Origin of the sequence: Constrictibacter sp. MBR-5 (assembly GCF_040549485.1) — a bacterium.
Classification (GTDB): Bacteria; Pseudomonadota; Alphaproteobacteria; order JAJUGE01; family JAJUGE01; genus Constrictibacter.
Window position 1 is genome coordinate 328,132 of the sequence record NZ_JBEPTK010000002.1, and the last position, 14,184, is coordinate 342,315.

The 14,184-nt window shown below is 67.7% G+C and carries 16 protein-coding genes; 9 read left to right on the top strand and 7 right to left on the bottom strand.

Annotated features, from left to right (window positions below):
• Positions 1-3: 3 nt before the first annotated feature.
• The 4 genes from rsmI (at position 4) to gshB (ending at position 3,191) form a co-directional block, all read left to right on the top strand.
• Positions 4-873 carry a 16S rRNA (cytidine(1402)-2'-O)-methyltransferase gene (rsmI, locus tag ABIE65_RS05540; RefSeq protein WP_354076145.1) on the top strand — a complete coding sequence of 290 codons (870 nt, stop codon included), beginning with the start codon at positions 4-6 and terminating at the stop codon, positions 871-873.
• A 2-nt stretch (positions 874-875) separates the two neighbouring features.
• Positions 876-1,265 carry a YraN family protein gene (locus tag ABIE65_RS05545; RefSeq protein ID WP_354076146.1) on the top strand — a complete coding sequence of 130 codons (390 nt, stop codon included), beginning with the start codon at positions 876-878 and terminating at the stop codon, positions 1,263-1,265.
• The gene (locus ABIE65_RS05550) at positions 1,153-2,142 is read left to right on the top strand and encodes a SirB1 family protein (protein ID WP_354076148.1); all 990 of its coding nucleotides are present in this window, start codon (positions 1,153-1,155) and stop codon (positions 2,140-2,142) included. Before ABIE65_RS05545 ends, ABIE65_RS05550 begins: the two co-directional genes overlap by 113 nt.
• 83 nt (positions 2,143-2,225) lie before the next feature.
• Positions 2,226-3,191 carry a glutathione synthase gene (gshB, locus tag ABIE65_RS05555; protein ID WP_354076150.1) on the top strand — a complete coding sequence of 322 codons (966 nt, stop codon included), beginning with the start codon at positions 2,226-2,228 and terminating at the stop codon, positions 3,189-3,191.
• A 15-nt stretch (positions 3,192-3,206) separates the two neighbouring features.
• Here the strand turns inward: gshB and ABIE65_RS05560 are convergent, their stop codons facing one another.
• Positions 3,207-3,857, bottom strand: a complete 651-nt coding sequence (locus ABIE65_RS05560; RefSeq protein WP_354076152.1) for an OmpW/AlkL family protein — start codon at positions 3,855-3,857, stop codon at positions 3,207-3,209.
• 208 nt (positions 3,858-4,065) lie between these two features.
• On the opposite strand from ABIE65_RS05560, the gene ABIE65_RS05565 reads away from it, so the two are divergent.
• Entirely contained in the window at positions 4,066-5,472 is a 1,407-nt protein-coding gene (locus ABIE65_RS05565) for an amidase family protein (protein WP_354076154.1), read from the top strand.
• Between the two features lie 60 nt (positions 5,473-5,532).
• On the opposite strand, the gene ABIE65_RS05570 is transcribed toward ABIE65_RS05565, so the two are convergent.
• From ABIE65_RS05570 to ABIE65_RS05585, 4 genes are all read right to left on the bottom strand, one after another.
• Positions 5,533-5,790 (bottom strand): GlsB/YeaQ/YmgE family stress response membrane protein, encoded by a 258-nt coding sequence (locus tag ABIE65_RS05570; RefSeq protein ID WP_354076155.1) that lies wholly within the window; start codon positions 5,788-5,790, stop codon positions 5,533-5,535.
• Between the two features lie 14 nt (positions 5,791-5,804).
• Positions 5,805-6,068, bottom strand: coding sequence for a hypothetical protein (locus ABIE65_RS05575; RefSeq protein ID WP_354076156.1), 264 nt, complete (start codon positions 6,066-6,068; stop codon positions 5,805-5,807).
• 90 nt (positions 6,069-6,158) lie between these two features.
• Entirely contained in the window at positions 6,159-7,019 is an 861-nt protein-coding gene (locus ABIE65_RS05580; RefSeq protein ID WP_354076158.1) for a crotonase/enoyl-CoA hydratase family protein, read from the bottom strand.
• A 183-nt stretch (positions 7,020-7,202) separates the two neighbouring features.
• Positions 7,203-8,714: a class I adenylate-forming enzyme family protein gene (locus tag ABIE65_RS05585; RefSeq protein ID WP_354076159.1), complete on the bottom strand. Its 1,512-nt coding sequence runs from the start codon at positions 8,712-8,714 to the stop codon at positions 7,203-7,205.
• A gap of 645 nt (positions 8,715-9,359) precedes the next feature.
• Here ABIE65_RS05585 and ABIE65_RS05590 point away from each other — a divergent pair.
• Genes ABIE65_RS05590 through ABIE65_RS05605 form a run of 4 tightly spaced genes read left to right on the top strand, consistent with a single transcriptional unit; the run spans position 9,360 to position 11,472 of the window.
• Positions 9,360-9,626, top strand: coding sequence for a metal-sensing transcriptional repressor (locus tag ABIE65_RS05590; protein ID WP_354076161.1), 267 nt, complete (start codon positions 9,360-9,362; stop codon positions 9,624-9,626).
• 8 nt (positions 9,627-9,634) lie between these two features.
• Positions 9,635-10,024 carry a sulfite exporter TauE/SafE family protein gene (locus ABIE65_RS05595; protein ID WP_354076162.1) on the top strand — a complete coding sequence of 130 codons (390 nt, stop codon included), beginning with the start codon at positions 9,635-9,637 and terminating at the stop codon, positions 10,022-10,024.
• A 34-nt stretch (positions 10,025-10,058) separates the two neighbouring features.
• Positions 10,059-10,757 (top strand): HupE/UreJ family protein, encoded by a 699-nt coding sequence (locus ABIE65_RS05600; protein ID WP_354076164.1) that lies wholly within the window; start codon positions 10,059-10,061, stop codon positions 10,755-10,757.
• Between the two features lie 19 nt (positions 10,758-10,776).
• Positions 10,777-11,472: a transmembrane anchor protein gene (locus ABIE65_RS05605; RefSeq protein ID WP_354076166.1), complete on the top strand. Its 696-nt coding sequence runs from the start codon at positions 10,777-10,779 to the stop codon at positions 11,470-11,472.
• A 34-nt stretch (positions 11,473-11,506) separates the two neighbouring features.
• On the opposite strand, the gene chrA is transcribed toward ABIE65_RS05605, so the two are convergent.
• Together chrA and ABIE65_RS05615 are read right to left on the bottom strand one after the other, a co-directional pair.
• Positions 11,507-12,907 (bottom strand): chromate efflux transporter, encoded by a 1,401-nt coding sequence (chrA, locus tag ABIE65_RS05610; RefSeq protein WP_354076168.1) that lies wholly within the window; start codon positions 12,905-12,907, stop codon positions 11,507-11,509.
• Positions 12,904-13,740 (bottom strand): chromate resistance protein ChrB domain-containing protein, encoded by an 837-nt coding sequence (locus ABIE65_RS05615; protein ID WP_354076169.1) that lies wholly within the window; start codon positions 13,738-13,740, stop codon positions 12,904-12,906. Before ABIE65_RS05615 ends, chrA begins: the two co-directional genes overlap by 4 nt.
• Between the last annotated feature and the right edge of the window lie 444 nt (positions 13,741-14,184).

The window sequence follows — 14,184 nt, forward strand, 5'->3', positions numbered from 1 at the left end:
GCAATGGACAGCAGGGGTTCCGAATCCCCGAGCGATGCAGCTTCGATCACGCCCGGCCTCTATCTGGTCGCGACGCCGATTGGAAACGCGGACGACATCACGCTACGCGCGCTGCAGGTCCTGCGCGGTGCTGACGTTGTCGCGTGCGAGGATACGCGTCATACGGGCCGGCTGATGCAGCGCTACGGCATCGCCGCGCGACTGATCCCCTATCATGATCACAACGCGGACGAGGCTCGGCCCCGCCTGCTGTCGCGTCTTGCGGAGGGCGGCAGAGTGGCGCTCGTCAGCGACGCGGGGACGCCCCTCGTCTCCGATCCCGGGTTCAAGCTGGTGCGCGAGGCGCGGGCGCAAGGAAGTGCCGTGACCGCGATCCCCGGTGCGTGCGCCGCAGTGACGGGACTTCAGCTGTCGGGGCTGCCGCCGGACAGGTTCATGTTCGCGGGGTTTCTGCCGCCGCGCCAGTCGGCGCGCAGGACCGCCCTGGGGGAGCTGCGCGCCGTTCCGGCCACTCTCCTGTTCTACGAGAGCCCCAACCGCTTGGCGGATGCGCTTGCCGACATGGCTGAGGTCCTGGGGGACCGGCCGGCCGCGGTCACACGCGAACTGACGAAGCTGTTCGAAGAGGTGGTGGAGGGTCGCCTATCGGAACTGGCGACTCGCTACCGGAACGAACCTCCCAAAGGCGAGATCGTCGTCGTGGTCGGCGGTCCGGAGGCGCCGGCTGTCGATGCGGTGGACGTGGACGGGATGCTGACGGCGGCTCTCGCCACCTCGGGCGTGCGCGATGCGGCCGCCGCCGTGGCCGAGGTCACCGGCCTCCCCAAGCGTGAACTTTATGCCCGCGCCCTGGCGCTCGGACGTCGCGAGTAGTCATGGACGACCCCGCGCGCGCCCTGCGGTCGGCGCGGCGCCGCGACCGGGAATCCGCCGGGCGCCGCGCGGAGACGGTCGCCGCGCTCTATCTGCGCTGCAAGGGCTATTGTATCGAGGGTCGGCGCGTCCGCACGCCGGCCGGCGAGATCGACATCGTCGCTCGCCGCGGATTGCTGCTGATCTTCGTGGAGGTGAAGGCTCGCGTCGCCCACAAGGCCGCGCTCGAGGCGGTCACTCCGCGGCAGCAGCGACGCATCGAGCGGGCAGCCGCATGGTATGCCGCAAGGCGCAACCATCTCGCGGCACCGACGATGCGCTTCGACGTTGTCGTCATTCGGCCTTGGCGTCTTCCATCGCACCTACGCGACGCATGGCGGCCGCCGGGCTGAACCGAAGGGGCTTGAACGCGGCGCTGTCCGCGAGGAACCTGTGACGATGGATCTGGATATCGATGCCGAGACTTACCTGCGCGGCCTCGCGCAGCAGCCCGACGCCGAGATCGATATCGGCGAAGCTGCGCTGGTTCTCGCCGCCTGCGACCGGCAGCGCGTGGCGCTCGATCGCTATCGCGACCACCTCGGGACCCTGACCGAGGAGGTCGGCGCGGCCGCGATGGCCGTCGACGGCTTGGAGGGGCGCGTTGCGGCGTTACGTGCCGTCTTCGTGGAGCGGCACGGCTATGCCGGCGACACGCTGACCTACGACGACCTGCAGAACGCAAACCTGTTGCGCGTGATCGATCGGCGGAAGGGGTTGCCTGTAGCCCTCGGCATTCTCTTGCTGGCGGTGGCGCAACGCCTCGACTGGGACATGGTCGGTCTGAACTTCCCCGGTCACTTCCTGCTCAGGCTCGACTGCGGCGGTGCCCGAGCGATTCTCGACCCGTTTGAAGGCTGCCGAGAACGCTCGGTGCCGGACCTGCGCGAACTGCTGAAGGCCGGCGGCAGGCCCGATGCCGAGCTGCTGCCGAGCCATTATGCGCCGGTCGGGCGACGCGACGTGCTGCTGCGCCTGCAGAACAACATCAAGCTGCGGCTACTGCAGTCCAAGGATGCCGCGCGTGCCCTTCGCGTCGTCGAACGGATGCTGTGGATCGCTCCGGGCGTACCGGAGCTAATGCGCGAGGCGGCGTTGCTGAACGTTCATCTCGGCCGCCTGCAAACCGCGATCGCCCAGCTGGAGGCTTATCTGGAGGTCGAGCGCGGACAGCAGGCGCGGCACCGCATGGCGACCCTGCTCCAGGATCTGCGCAATCGCCTGAACTAGGATGGTGCTCTCGATTGAGGCCGGCCCGTTCGGCGGGCTATAACCGCGGTCGCCCAACCCGCGTGCGAAGGGACGTATCCGCGATGAGCCTTGCCGTCGCCATCCAGATGGATCCGATCGAGACGATCGACATCGACGCCGACAGTACCTTCGCGCTCGCGCTCGAGGCGCAGAAGCGGGGATACGGTCTGTTCCATTACCTGCCGCAGAACCTGGTTTTCAAGAGCGGCAGGCTCTATGCCCGGGTCAGGCCGCTGCGGGTGAAGCGCGAGCGGGGTCGGCATTTCGAGTTCGGCGACTCGTCGGTCGTGGACTTGGCGACTATGGACGTGATCCTGATGCGCCAAGATCCGCCATTCGACATGGCTTATATCACCGCCACCCACCTGCTCGAGCACGTCCATCCGCAAACCCTGGTGGTGAACGATCCCGCGAGCGTGCGCAACGCACCGGAGAAGCTGTTCGTCACGCATTTCGAGGGCGTCATGCCGCCGACGCTGATCACCGCCGACCGGCAGGAGATCATCGCGTTCCGCGAGGAGCACGAAGACATCATCATCAAGCCGCTGTTCGGCAATGGCGGCGCCGGCGTCTTCCACATCACGCCGGGCGACGAGAACCTGACGGCGCTGCTGGAACTGTTTACGACGCTGTATCGCGAGCCTGTAATCGTCCAGCGCTATGTCCCGGAGGTGCGCGCCGGGGACAAGCGGATCATCCTTGTCGATGGCGAGCCGGCCGGCGCGGTGCTGCGGGTTCCGGCCAGGGGCGAGGCGAGGGCGAACCTGCATGTGGGGGGCAAGGCGGTAAAGACGACGCTGACGCCGCGCGAGGTCGAACTCTGCCACGCCATCGGACCGACGCTACGCGACCAGGGCCTCGTGTTCGTCGGCATCGATGTCCTTGGCGACTGGCTCACCGAGATCAATGTGACTTCGCCGACCGGCATCCAGGAGATCGAGCGGTTCGACGGAACGAACGTCGCCGGTCTGATATGGGACGCGATCGAGCGCCGCTACCAGGAGCAGCGCTCGTCGCAGTCCGCGTAGGAGGGCGGCGGAGCGTCAGAAGCGGTAGCGGATACCTGCACCGACGATCCACGGGTCGAGGCGGGTCGTCGCGTTGATGGCGCCGTCGTTGACGCGGACGTCCGGGCGCAGCCAGAGGTGCTTCACGTCGAAGTTTGCCACCCAGTTCGGCGCGATCTCAATATCGAGACCGGCATTCAGGGCCACGCCGAACGCATTCTTCACGTCGACGTCGGTCACCGGCGCACTGCGGCCGCCGCCCTCGGCATAGAAGACCGTGTAATTCACGCCCACCCCGATATACGGGCTGAAGCGCTCCCGGGGCAGTGGGTGATACTGCAGCGTCAGTGTCGGCGGCAGGGCCCAGACGCGGCCCAGGTCGACGTCGCCGAGCGCGGAATCCTTCACGTCGAGCTCATGTCGCGTCGTGGCGGCGATCAGGTTGAGCGACAGGGTGTCCATGAGGAAGTAGGTGAAGTCGATCTGTCCGGTCCAGGAATCGGACGCGTCGGGCTCGCCGCCGATCGTTTCGACATGGCCACCGGAATGCGGCAGCACGCCGATCACGCTGGCGCCGATCAGGAAATCGCCCGCATGCTTGCCGCGGACAGCCTCCTGGGCGTGCGCGGGAACGGCGGCGGCAGCGATCATGGCGGCACCGGCCATAAGGCCGAAAAGGCGGTTCATTGTCTCGGTTCCAGTCTCCAGGGTAGGTGGCCGCACGCTAGGCGGACGGCCGACGCACCGGCTTGATCCGGATCAAATTTCCAAGGTGCCCTCGGGCGAATGCCGAAATGTCGCAGGCAAGCCGCGCGCTGGCACGGCAGTCGCATCCCTTGGCCGACATGCCGCTTCGCGCCTACGATCGCGGTGGTGCTTGAAAAGGATGAATGTGATGGGCGATACCGAACTCTGCTTCACGCCGGCGGCGACCCTGGCGGCGATGATCCGAAGCAAGGAGGTATCGCCGGTCGAGACGACGCGGGCCGTGCTGGATCGCATCGCCGCGGTCGACGGCAAGGTGAATGCCTTCGCAGCACTGGATGCCGAGGGCGCGATGGCGGCGGCGCGCGCCGCGGAGGCGGCAGTGATGGGGGGCGGCGCTCTTGGCCCGCTGCACGGTGTCGTCGCGACGGTGAAGGATCTGGCGGACGTGGCCGGCCTGCCGACCGAACGCGGATCCTACACCGCCAAAGGCAAGATCGCCGACGTCGACACGCCGTTCGCGGCGCGGCTGAAAGCCGCCGGCGCAGTCATCCTAGGCAAGACGACGACATCCGAACTCGGCTGGACCGGCGTGAGCCGCAGCCCGCTGACCGGGATCACACACAATCCCTGGCGGCACGGACACAATGCCGGCGCTTCCTCCGCAGGGGCGGGCGCCGCCGCGGCGGCCGGCTTCGGGCCGCTGCACCAGGGGTCGGACGGTGCCGGCTCGATCCGCATGCCAGCCCACTTCTGCGGCGTCTTCGGCCTGAAGCCGACGTTCGGGCGGGTGCCGAACTGGCCGGTCCCGAACAACGACCAGACGTCGCACAACGGGCCGCTGACCCGCACTGTGGCCGACGCCGCTCTGATGATGAAGGTGATGGCCGGCCCCGCGCCGCTGGACCACTGGACGCTGGAGGCGCCGCCAGCCGACTACAGCGCCCGCCTCCGTGAAGGGATCTCTGGCCTCAGGGTCGCCTACAGCCCTGATCTAGGTCACGCGCGCGTCGATCACGAGATCGCCACCCTCGTCGCGGACGCCGTGAAGGCGTTCGCCGGGCTGGGCGTGACGGTCGAGGAGGTGACGCCGCACTTCGAGACGGACGGGCCTGAGCTCGTTCGTTTCATGTGGTCGACGCAGATGGGGACCTACGCGCCGTTCCTGGCCGAGTATCGCGACCGCATGGATCCGGGGCTGGTCGCCTGCATGGAGGAGGCGGAGGGACGCAGTGCCGCGGAGTATCTGGCGGTTCGCGGACGCAAGCTGCGCTACATCGAGAGCGTGAACCGCTTCTTCCAAGACTGGGATCTGCTGCTGACGCCGGCCGTGTCCGTTGCGGCCTTTCCGGCGGAGCGCCTTCAGCCGGCGCATTGGCCGGAGCATCCCTGGGATTGGATCAGTTGGGCCGAGTTCTCCTGGCCGTTCAACTTCTCCGGCACCCCAGCTGCCAGCGTTCCGTGCGGCTTCACCAAAGACGGCCTACCCGTCGGCCTCCAGATCGCCGGCCGCCGCTTCGCCGACCTGACCGTGCTGCAGGCAGCCGCAGCGTTCGAGCAGGCTCGTCCGTGGGCGGACAAGCGACCGCCGCTTTGAAGCGAAACGGCCGCCCCGATCCCGGCGCGGCCCGCAGTGCCTGACGGCCGCGTGCCGCCGTTACGAGCGCTTGCGGCCGGTAATCGCGCCGAAGATCAGGAGCACGATGACGGATCCGACCACGGCGCCGATGAGGCCGGCGCCGTCGGCCGGGCCGTACCAGCCGATCGCGCGGCCGAGGAAGGTCGCGACGAAGGCGCCGACGATGCCCAGCACGATGGTCAGAATGATCCCGCCCGGATGCTTGTCGCCGGGAATGAGGAAGCGCGCCAGGGCACCCGCGATGCCACCGATGATGATCATCCAGAGTATCGACATGTCTTTATCCCCCCTCAGATGGCGCCGGGCGCGATCTCGCCGCGGCTGTCGTCGACGATGCCGCTGTCGGCGATGGCGGCCTTGAGCGGGCAGTAGCCGGCCGCGCCGCGATAGGCGAGATAGGAGCCGGCCGCGACGGCGAGCGCGCTCAGGAACATGTTGGGGCGCGGCTGCGTGCCGGCCGCCGCCAGCATCAGTCCGCCGACCACGCTCACCGCCCGTTCGCCCATCGAGAGCTCGGGGCCGCTGTTCAGATAGTCCGTGATGCTGGAGTTCATGCGTTCATCCTTGGCTGGTCGACACGGACAAACGCATCTCCCCCGGCATCGTTCCGATCGGACGGACTGCCCGGCCGCCGATGCCGCCGCCTATTCGAACGTCCGCTCCTTCCAGAACGGGTACCAGTCGGGCATCTCGCTGCTCGGCTTCATCGCGAACTTCGCCGGGCGCTTCTCCAGGAAGGACTGGATGCCTTCGCGGGCGTCGGCGTTGGCGCCCATGTAGCGGATGCCGCGGCTGTCGATCTTGTGCGCCTCCATCGGGTGGTCGGCGCCGGCCATCTTCCAGAGCATCTGCCGGCAGAGCGCCACCGAGACCCCGGACGTGTTGTCGGCGATCTCGCGCGCCAGCGCCCGGGCCGCCGGCAGCAGGTCGTCCGGCTCGTGGATCGAGCGGACGAGGCCGCCCGCCTTCGCCTCCTCGGCGTCGAAGATGCGGCCCGTGAGCACCCACTCCTGCGCCTGCCCCATGCCGACGAGGCGCGTCAGGAACCAGCTCGAGCAGGCCTCCATGACCAGGCCGCGGCGGCTGAAGACGAAGCCGAAGCGCGCCTTGGTCGAGGCGAGGCGGATGTCCATGGCCAGCTGCATGGTGACGCCGATGCCGACCGCCGGGCCGTTGATGGCGCCGATGATCGGCTTCTTCATGTCGTACATGCGCAGCGTCATGCGCCCGCCGCCGTCGCGCAGCCGGTCCTCGCCGTCGACGAAGTCCTTCTTCGCCGCGTCGAACGTCTCGCCGCCGGCCGACAGGTCGGCACCGGCGCAGAAGGCGCGGCCGGCGCCGGTGACGACGATGGCCCGCACCGCGTCGTCCCTGTCCGCCCGGTCGAGTGCCGCGATCGACTCCTCGCGCATCGTGGCGTTGTAGGCGTTCAGCTTGTCCGGCCGGTTCATCGTGAGGGTGAGGATGCCGTCCTCCACCTCGTACAGCAGCGTCTCGTAGCTCATGGTCGCGCTCCGTTCAGGGATCGCAGCGAGTAGTGCCGCAGGCCGAAGCGGCGTGCAATGCGGGTGCGGCGCCATCTTCACCGCCGTCATTGCGAGGAGCGCAGCGACGAAGCAATCCAGAGTCGGTGCGCCGGACTGGATTGCTTCGCCTTCGGCTCGCAATGACGGAAGGGGTTGGCGGCCCTACGCCTCCCACTTCCGCGCCATCTCCGTCAGCAGCTTCCTGTCGATCTTGTTGGTGCTGGCCAGCGGCAGTTCGTCCATGAACTCGACGTGGCGGGGGTGCTGGTAGGGTGGGGCGTTGGCGAGGGCGTAGTCCTTCACGTCGCGCTCCGTGATCTCCGCACCCTTGGCTGGCACGATGAAGGCGGCGGGCTTCTGGCCGCGGATCTCGTCGGCGACGGGCACGACGCAGGCCTGCTCGATCGCCGGGTGGCGCTCCAGCATCTTCTCCACCTCGCCCGGATAGATGTTCTCGCCGCCGCAGACGAACATGTCGTCCGCCCGCCCGACGAAATAGTAGAAGCCGTGCTCGTCGCGCCGGAACACGTCGCCGGTGATGTAGTAGCCGTCGGGCGTGATCGCCTCGGCGGTCTTCTCGGGCATGTTGTGGTAGCCCGGCATGCGCGCCGGGTTGTCCTGGTGCAGCACGCCCTGGTCGGCGTCGTAGTTATCGCCGTCGACGAGGCGGACGCGCACCTCCGGGTCGGCGAGCGGGTAGCCCACGCACAGGTCCGGCGTCGGGATGCCCTCCGGGTGCGGGCCGAAGCTGGTCGGCCCCGCCTCGGTCGTGCCGTAGCCGTAGGCGATGCGGCTGCCGGCGAAGGTCGCCCGGACGCTGTCGATCAGCGCCTGGGTCGCCGGCGCCGAGCCCATCGCGACCACCTTCACCGAGGAGAGGTCGAGGGTCGCCAGCAGCTCCTTCTCCTGGAGGATCAGCGCCAGCATGGTCGGCACCGAGGTCAGCCACGTCGCCCGGTGGTCGGCGATGGCGCGCAGATAGGCGGGCGCCTTGAACTGCGGCATCAGCACGATGGTGGCGTGCGACCACAGGGCGTACTTGCTGATCGCCAGCGCGTTCATGTGATAGAGCGGAGCCGCCACCAGGAAGCGGTGGGCGCTGGCGTCGGCGCCGCGGCCGCGGGTGCGGATCACCCAGAGATGGCCGTAGTGGGTGAGGGGCACGCCCTTCGGCCGGCCCGTCGAGCCGGAGGTGTAAAGGAACATCGCCACCTCGTCGTCCGCCGGCCGCACAATTTCGAATGGGCCGGGGTCGAGGAAGGCGCGGTAGCCGGCGGGACCCTCGTCGTCGAACGAGACCGTGGTCAGGTGCGTCGGCACCATCGGCGCCCGCTCGGCGTCGGCGAACACCAGCTTCGCGTCGCAGTCGGCCAGGATGAAGCCGATCGTCTCGCGCGGGAACTTGTGGTTCACCGGCACGGCGACCATGCCGGCGCGCATGATGCCGAGATACGTCGCCAGGAATTCGGTGCGGTTGATCGCCAGGATCCCGACCCGCTCGCCGCGCCGGATGCCGCGCCCCACGAGCCCCCGCGCCACGGCGTCCGCCTCGGCGTCGAGCTCGCGATAGGTGAGGCGCCGCGGCCGCGCCTCGTCGAGCAGATCGATCAGCGCCAGCTTGTCGAGGTCCCTGCTGCGGTCGATCAGGTCGCCGAGATTGCCGGTGTGCGCCATGCGCCAGTCCTGTGTGCGGTCGGAGGGAAACGGACGCGCATCAGAATGCAGGACCCGCGCCATGCGCAAGGGGCTGGATGCCGGACGGGGCACGAACGGCGAGCGTCCCGGTCGCCGCGGCGGGGGCCGGTGGGGGCGAAGCCGGGACCAGACGAGGGCCAATTCGGGCCAATTGGAGCCAATTGGAGCCAAGTGGCGCTTGTTCCGGCCCGTGGAGGCCGATCCCGCGCGTGACGAGAATCGGTCAGTATTTTGATTTAATTGAGAAATCGCGGATGCGGCGGTCGCGGTGCGCAATTTTCTGCTCGATGCGTCAGGCGGAACGGGTGCGAGCGGTGACCCTTCCGTTCCGGCAGGGCCGTGTGCCGACCCATGTTCCCTTTCATTCCCTTTCCTTCCTTTTCGTGGGGCGAGCGCGGGCCCGGCGGATGCAAGGCGACCGCCTGTCGGCGGGGGAGCCCTCCCGATGTCTTCACGGCGTGCAACAGCGATCCCCGCCCAGACGGGGTTATCCATGTAAGGAGTAACTTCCTGCGGACAATGCGGGCTGGAAGCGTCCGCCGGCCGGGACCGTCGGATTGCGGCCAGCCATCCATACCGAGCGAAAGGGATTGCCTATCCTATCCCCCTGGGTAGGATAGCCTTATGAAACACACGTCGCACCCGGACATCGTCAAACGGCTGAAGCGCGCCACCGGACACCTGACCTCGGTCATCGCGATGATCGAGAACGAGCGCCCCTGCCTCGATCTGGCGCAGCAGCTTCATGCCGTCGAGCACGCCATCGGCAATGCGAAGCGTGAGCTGATCCACGACCATATTGACCACTGCCTGGTCGATGCGACGGAGGGTACGGGACGAGCGGCCCGAGAGGCGCTGTCCGAGTTCAAGGCCCTCACGAAGTATCTCTAGGAGGCCGGGTGGCTTCGTTCACCGATCTTCCGCAGCAGGGTGCCGGGCACGCGTGGCTCTTCATTCCGAGCGCCATCCTGCTCGGCGTGCTGCATGGTCTGGAGCCGGGGCACTCCACCGTGCCCAGCGGCGATCACCGTCCTGCTGCTCTGCCTGCAACTGAAAGAACTCGCCCTCGGCGCGACCATGGTGATGGCGTTCTCGGTCGAGTGGCCATTACCCTGGTCGCGGTGGGAAGCATGACCGCCCTGAGCGTGCGTCACGCAACGCGCCGCTGGACGTGGCTCGCCACCGCCGCACGGCGTGCGCCCTACGCCTTCGGAGCCCTCATCATCCTCGTCGGCGTCTATGTCGGCGTGCAGGGCTGGCTGCACTTGTCCGCCGCCCCTTTTTCCTGAGCCGCGGCTCGGTACCGCTCGAACGGAGTAACCAATGGTTCCGCATGGCCCGCGATGGTCCCTTCTCCTCGGTCTGCTCGCCGCGCTGTGGGTGCTCCCGACGGCCGTGGCGGCGCATGCCGTCGCCGAAGGCGACAAGGGCTACATCCAGGAAATAACCGGCGTCCACCTGATGCCCTTCGTGTATCTGGGCGCAAAGCACATGGTCACCGGCTACGACCACATCCTCTTCCTGCTGGGCGTCATCTTCTTCCTCTACCGGATGAAGCATATCGCGGTCTATGTGAGCCTGTTCGCGATCGGGCACTCGACCACGATGCTGCTCGGCGTCTATTTCGACATCGGGATCAACAGCTACCTCATCGACGCCATCATCGGCCTGTCCGTCGTCTACAAGGCGCTCGACAATATCGGCGCATTCCAGCGCTGGTTCGGTTTCCAACCGGACACGAAGGCCGCGACGCTGATCTTCGGCCTGTTTCACGGCTTCGGCCTCGCCAGCAAGATCATCGACTACGACATCGCCAGCGACGGGCTGGTCCCGAACCTCCTCGCCTTCAATGTCGGCGTCGAGATCGGCCAGCTTCTGGCCCTGGGCGCGATCCTGATCGCGATGGGCTTCTGGCGGCGGCACCCCAGCTTCTGGCGCCACGCCTATACCGCAAACGTCGCGATGATGACGGCCGGCTTCATGCTGATCGGCTATCAGCTCACCGGCTATGCCGTCTCCTGAACGATCGAGAGGAACCCTCATGTACAACACCGATATGCCCACCCGCGCCGAACTGCCCACGTCCCGGCAGCTCCTGCGATCGACCGGCATCGCGATCGTGACCGCGGCGGTGCTGCTCGTCACTGTCGTGCTGCCGTCCGAGTACGGCATCGATCCCACCGGCATCGGGGGGGCGCTCGGCCTGACGGAAATGGGCGAGATCAAGTCGCAGCTCGCCGACGAGGCCGAAGCCGACCGCCTGCGCGACCTGCAGAACGCTCCCGCGACAGCCCCGAACCCGGATCGGCGCTCCGGTACCATCGGTAGTGTCTTCGCGTCACTGCTGATCCGTCCGGCGGCGGCGCATGGCCCCGGCGCGATGCACGGCCACGATGCGAGCACCGTCCAGAATGCCTCGGCGGCCCGGTCCGACGAGATGTCGGTCACCCTGAAACCCGGTGAGGGCACCGAGGTGAAGCTCGAGATGACGAAGGGCAGCGAGGCGACCTATTTGTGGCGGGCCTCCAGCGGTGTCGTGAATTTCGACCTGCACGGCGACGGCCCGGGGAACGCCGTCAGCTATGAGAAAGGGCGGGGCGTCAAGGGCGACGAAGGTGTCCTGAAGGCGGCCTTCGACGGCAATCACGGCTGGTTCTGGCGCAACCGCACCAAGGCCGACGTCACCGTCACGCTGCAGGTGCAGGGGGAGTATTCCAGCCTCAAGCGCATGGATTGAGAACGCGGGCCGGCGGTGAAGCCCCGGCCGACGTTCAAATGCCAAGGGCGAACCGCACTACCAGCCCCAGCGCCGCCGTGATGCCCAGCGTGCGCAACACCCCGAGCCTGAAGGCGAACAGGCAGGCGGCGGCGGCGATCGTCAGCGCGAGCGCCGCGGCATCGAGGGTCGCCCCGATTGGCAGATCGAAAGCCAGCGGCCCTGCCTCTACCCGGTGTTGTTCGCGAAACAGCACGCGCAGGCCGAACCAAACGGCAAGATTGGCGACGACGCCGACAACGGCGGCCGTGATCGCCGCCAGTGCGCCGGCGAGGGCCTGGTTTGCCTGCAAGCGTTCGATCAGTGGCGCGCCTAGAAAGACGAACACGAAACAGGGCGCGAAGGTCACCCACACCGTGAGGATCGAGCCGACGATGCCGCCCGGCACGCCGCTCAAGGCTTCCGGGGCACGGTAGCCCGCCAGGAAGCCGACGAACTGCAGGACGAGGATGAGCGGCCCGGGGGTCGTTTCGGCGAGGCCGAGCCCTGCCAGCATCTCCGGCGCGGTCAGCCATCCATAGGCCTGCACCGCGTCCTGCGCGACATAAGCGAGCACCGCGTAGGCGCCGCCAACGGTCACCACGGCCATCTTGGAGAAGAACCAGGCGATGTCGGCATAGGTACCGCCGACCACCAGCATGAGCAGCGCGACCGGCACCAGCCATAGCACCAATCCGATCCAGCCGGCCCGGCGGGCGCGGGAGGCCTGCCGGTCCAACCGACCTGGATCGGTGGCGAGCACCGCGTCGATTAGCGCCGGGGCATCATCCTTCGCGTCGCCATGGCCGCCGGCCGTGAACGCTTCGGGCCGGAGATAGCCGACGACGCCGGCCCCCAACACCACCAGCGGAAACGGCAGACCGAGAAAGAACAGGGCGATGAAGGCGGCCCCAGCCAGTGCCCAGCCTGCCGTGCCTCTGAGGGCGCGGCGGGCGATCCGCAGCAGCGCCTCGACCACGATCACCAGCACGGCGCATTTGAGGCCGAAGAACAGGGCGTCGACCACCGGCACATCGCCGAGGGTAGCGTAGATCAGGGACAAGGCGAGCATGACGAGCGCGCCGGGAATGACGAACAGCAAACCAGCGACGAGGCCGCCGCGCACGCCATGCATGGTCCAGCCCAGATAGGTCGCCAGTTGCTGCGCCTCGGGTCCAGGCAAGAGGGTGCAGAAGTTCAAGGCATGCAGGAAACGGCGCTCGCCGATCCATCGGCGTTCGCTCACCACCTCTCGGTGCATCAGGGCGATCTGTCCCGCCGGGCCGCCGAAGGAGAGCAGTCCGATTTTAAGCCAGACATGGAAGGCTTCGCCGAAGCTCGGCAAACGTGCTTCCGCCGCGACATGCGCCGGTATCGAGGCCACGCCGCCAGTCGCTTCCAGGGCGCCGTCGCTCATGTGCCTGCCCCTGCGGCCGGGCGTATCGGCGGCGACGGCCAGTTGTGGGTTTCCGCTGTCGCATCGCGCGCCCAACGGTAGAAGGCATCATAGACGATCATTGCCGCATCGAGCTGGGCGAGGTCGTCGCGATAGAGGCGTGACAAGCCCAGAGACACGGCCAACAGCCCAGCAGCCTGGGGAGCGAGATCAAGCCGGTCCGTATCGGCGCCGCGCACGATCAGCGCGAGGCGGTCCAACGCCTTCGAGCGCAGCCCGAAGCTGTCGACCATCACGTCAAAGGTGCATTGCTCACCGCGATGGCTCCAGAACACCCCCTCGATATCGAAGGGTGTAGCGCCGAAACGCTCCGCCACTGGCTGCACCTCGGGCGCGGCAACGAACAGGAACATGGCGGAGGGGTCGATGAACCGGCGGATCAGCCAAGGGCAGGCGATACGGTCGATCTTGGGTCGCGCACGCGTCACCCACAGAGTGGACCCCTCGGCATCGCGCGACGGCAGATGCTCGGGCCGGACGAGAAGGCTGCCGGTGGCGGCCCACGCCTCGAACCCGCCTTCCAGCGTTTCCGCCTGGGCGCCGCTCTGGCGCAGCCACGCGGCCACCCCTTGGCTCAGCTTCTGTCCCCGCTGGCAGACGACGACGGCCGATTTCCCGGCATAGGCGGACGCCCATGCCGCAACGGCGCGATAGTCACGGCGGATGGCGCCGGGAAGTTCGCGGGGATCGGCCGCATGGTCTTCCTTGGTGCGCACGTCGATGATGACCGGCGCTTCGGGCGTACCGACCAGCCGAGATAATTGTGCAGGCGTAATGACATCCGGGGCGGCCATAGGCGTCCACTCCTGAAGCTGGAGATTGGACGCGATGCTTCGGCCGAAGCCTCACGGGGTGATCGCGGATGCCCCCTTAGAGAAGAGGATCGCACGGTTCTGACGGGCGTCAAGATGCAATCTTGTGGACCGTCCGGCAGCGGCACTGCTGCGTCCAGCACCACGCTGAACCTTTCGCGAATCAGGCGGGGATTGGCCCGCTTCACGTTGACCGACAAGCGCCGGTGCGGTCGCGGCGTCAGCGGCCGGAGATGTCCTGCTCCATCAGCCTGCGGATATAGCGGGTGTAGCGTATGCCGCTCTCGCGGGCGCCTCCGAGCCGTTGGCCCGGAACGCCTCGTCCTTCGAGACGCGGCCTTGGGGCCGCTCCTCAGGATGAGGCGTTCCTACTGGGGCGTTTGGTCCTGGTGTGACGGTGCGGTAGGCCCTCGTGCTGAGGAGGGC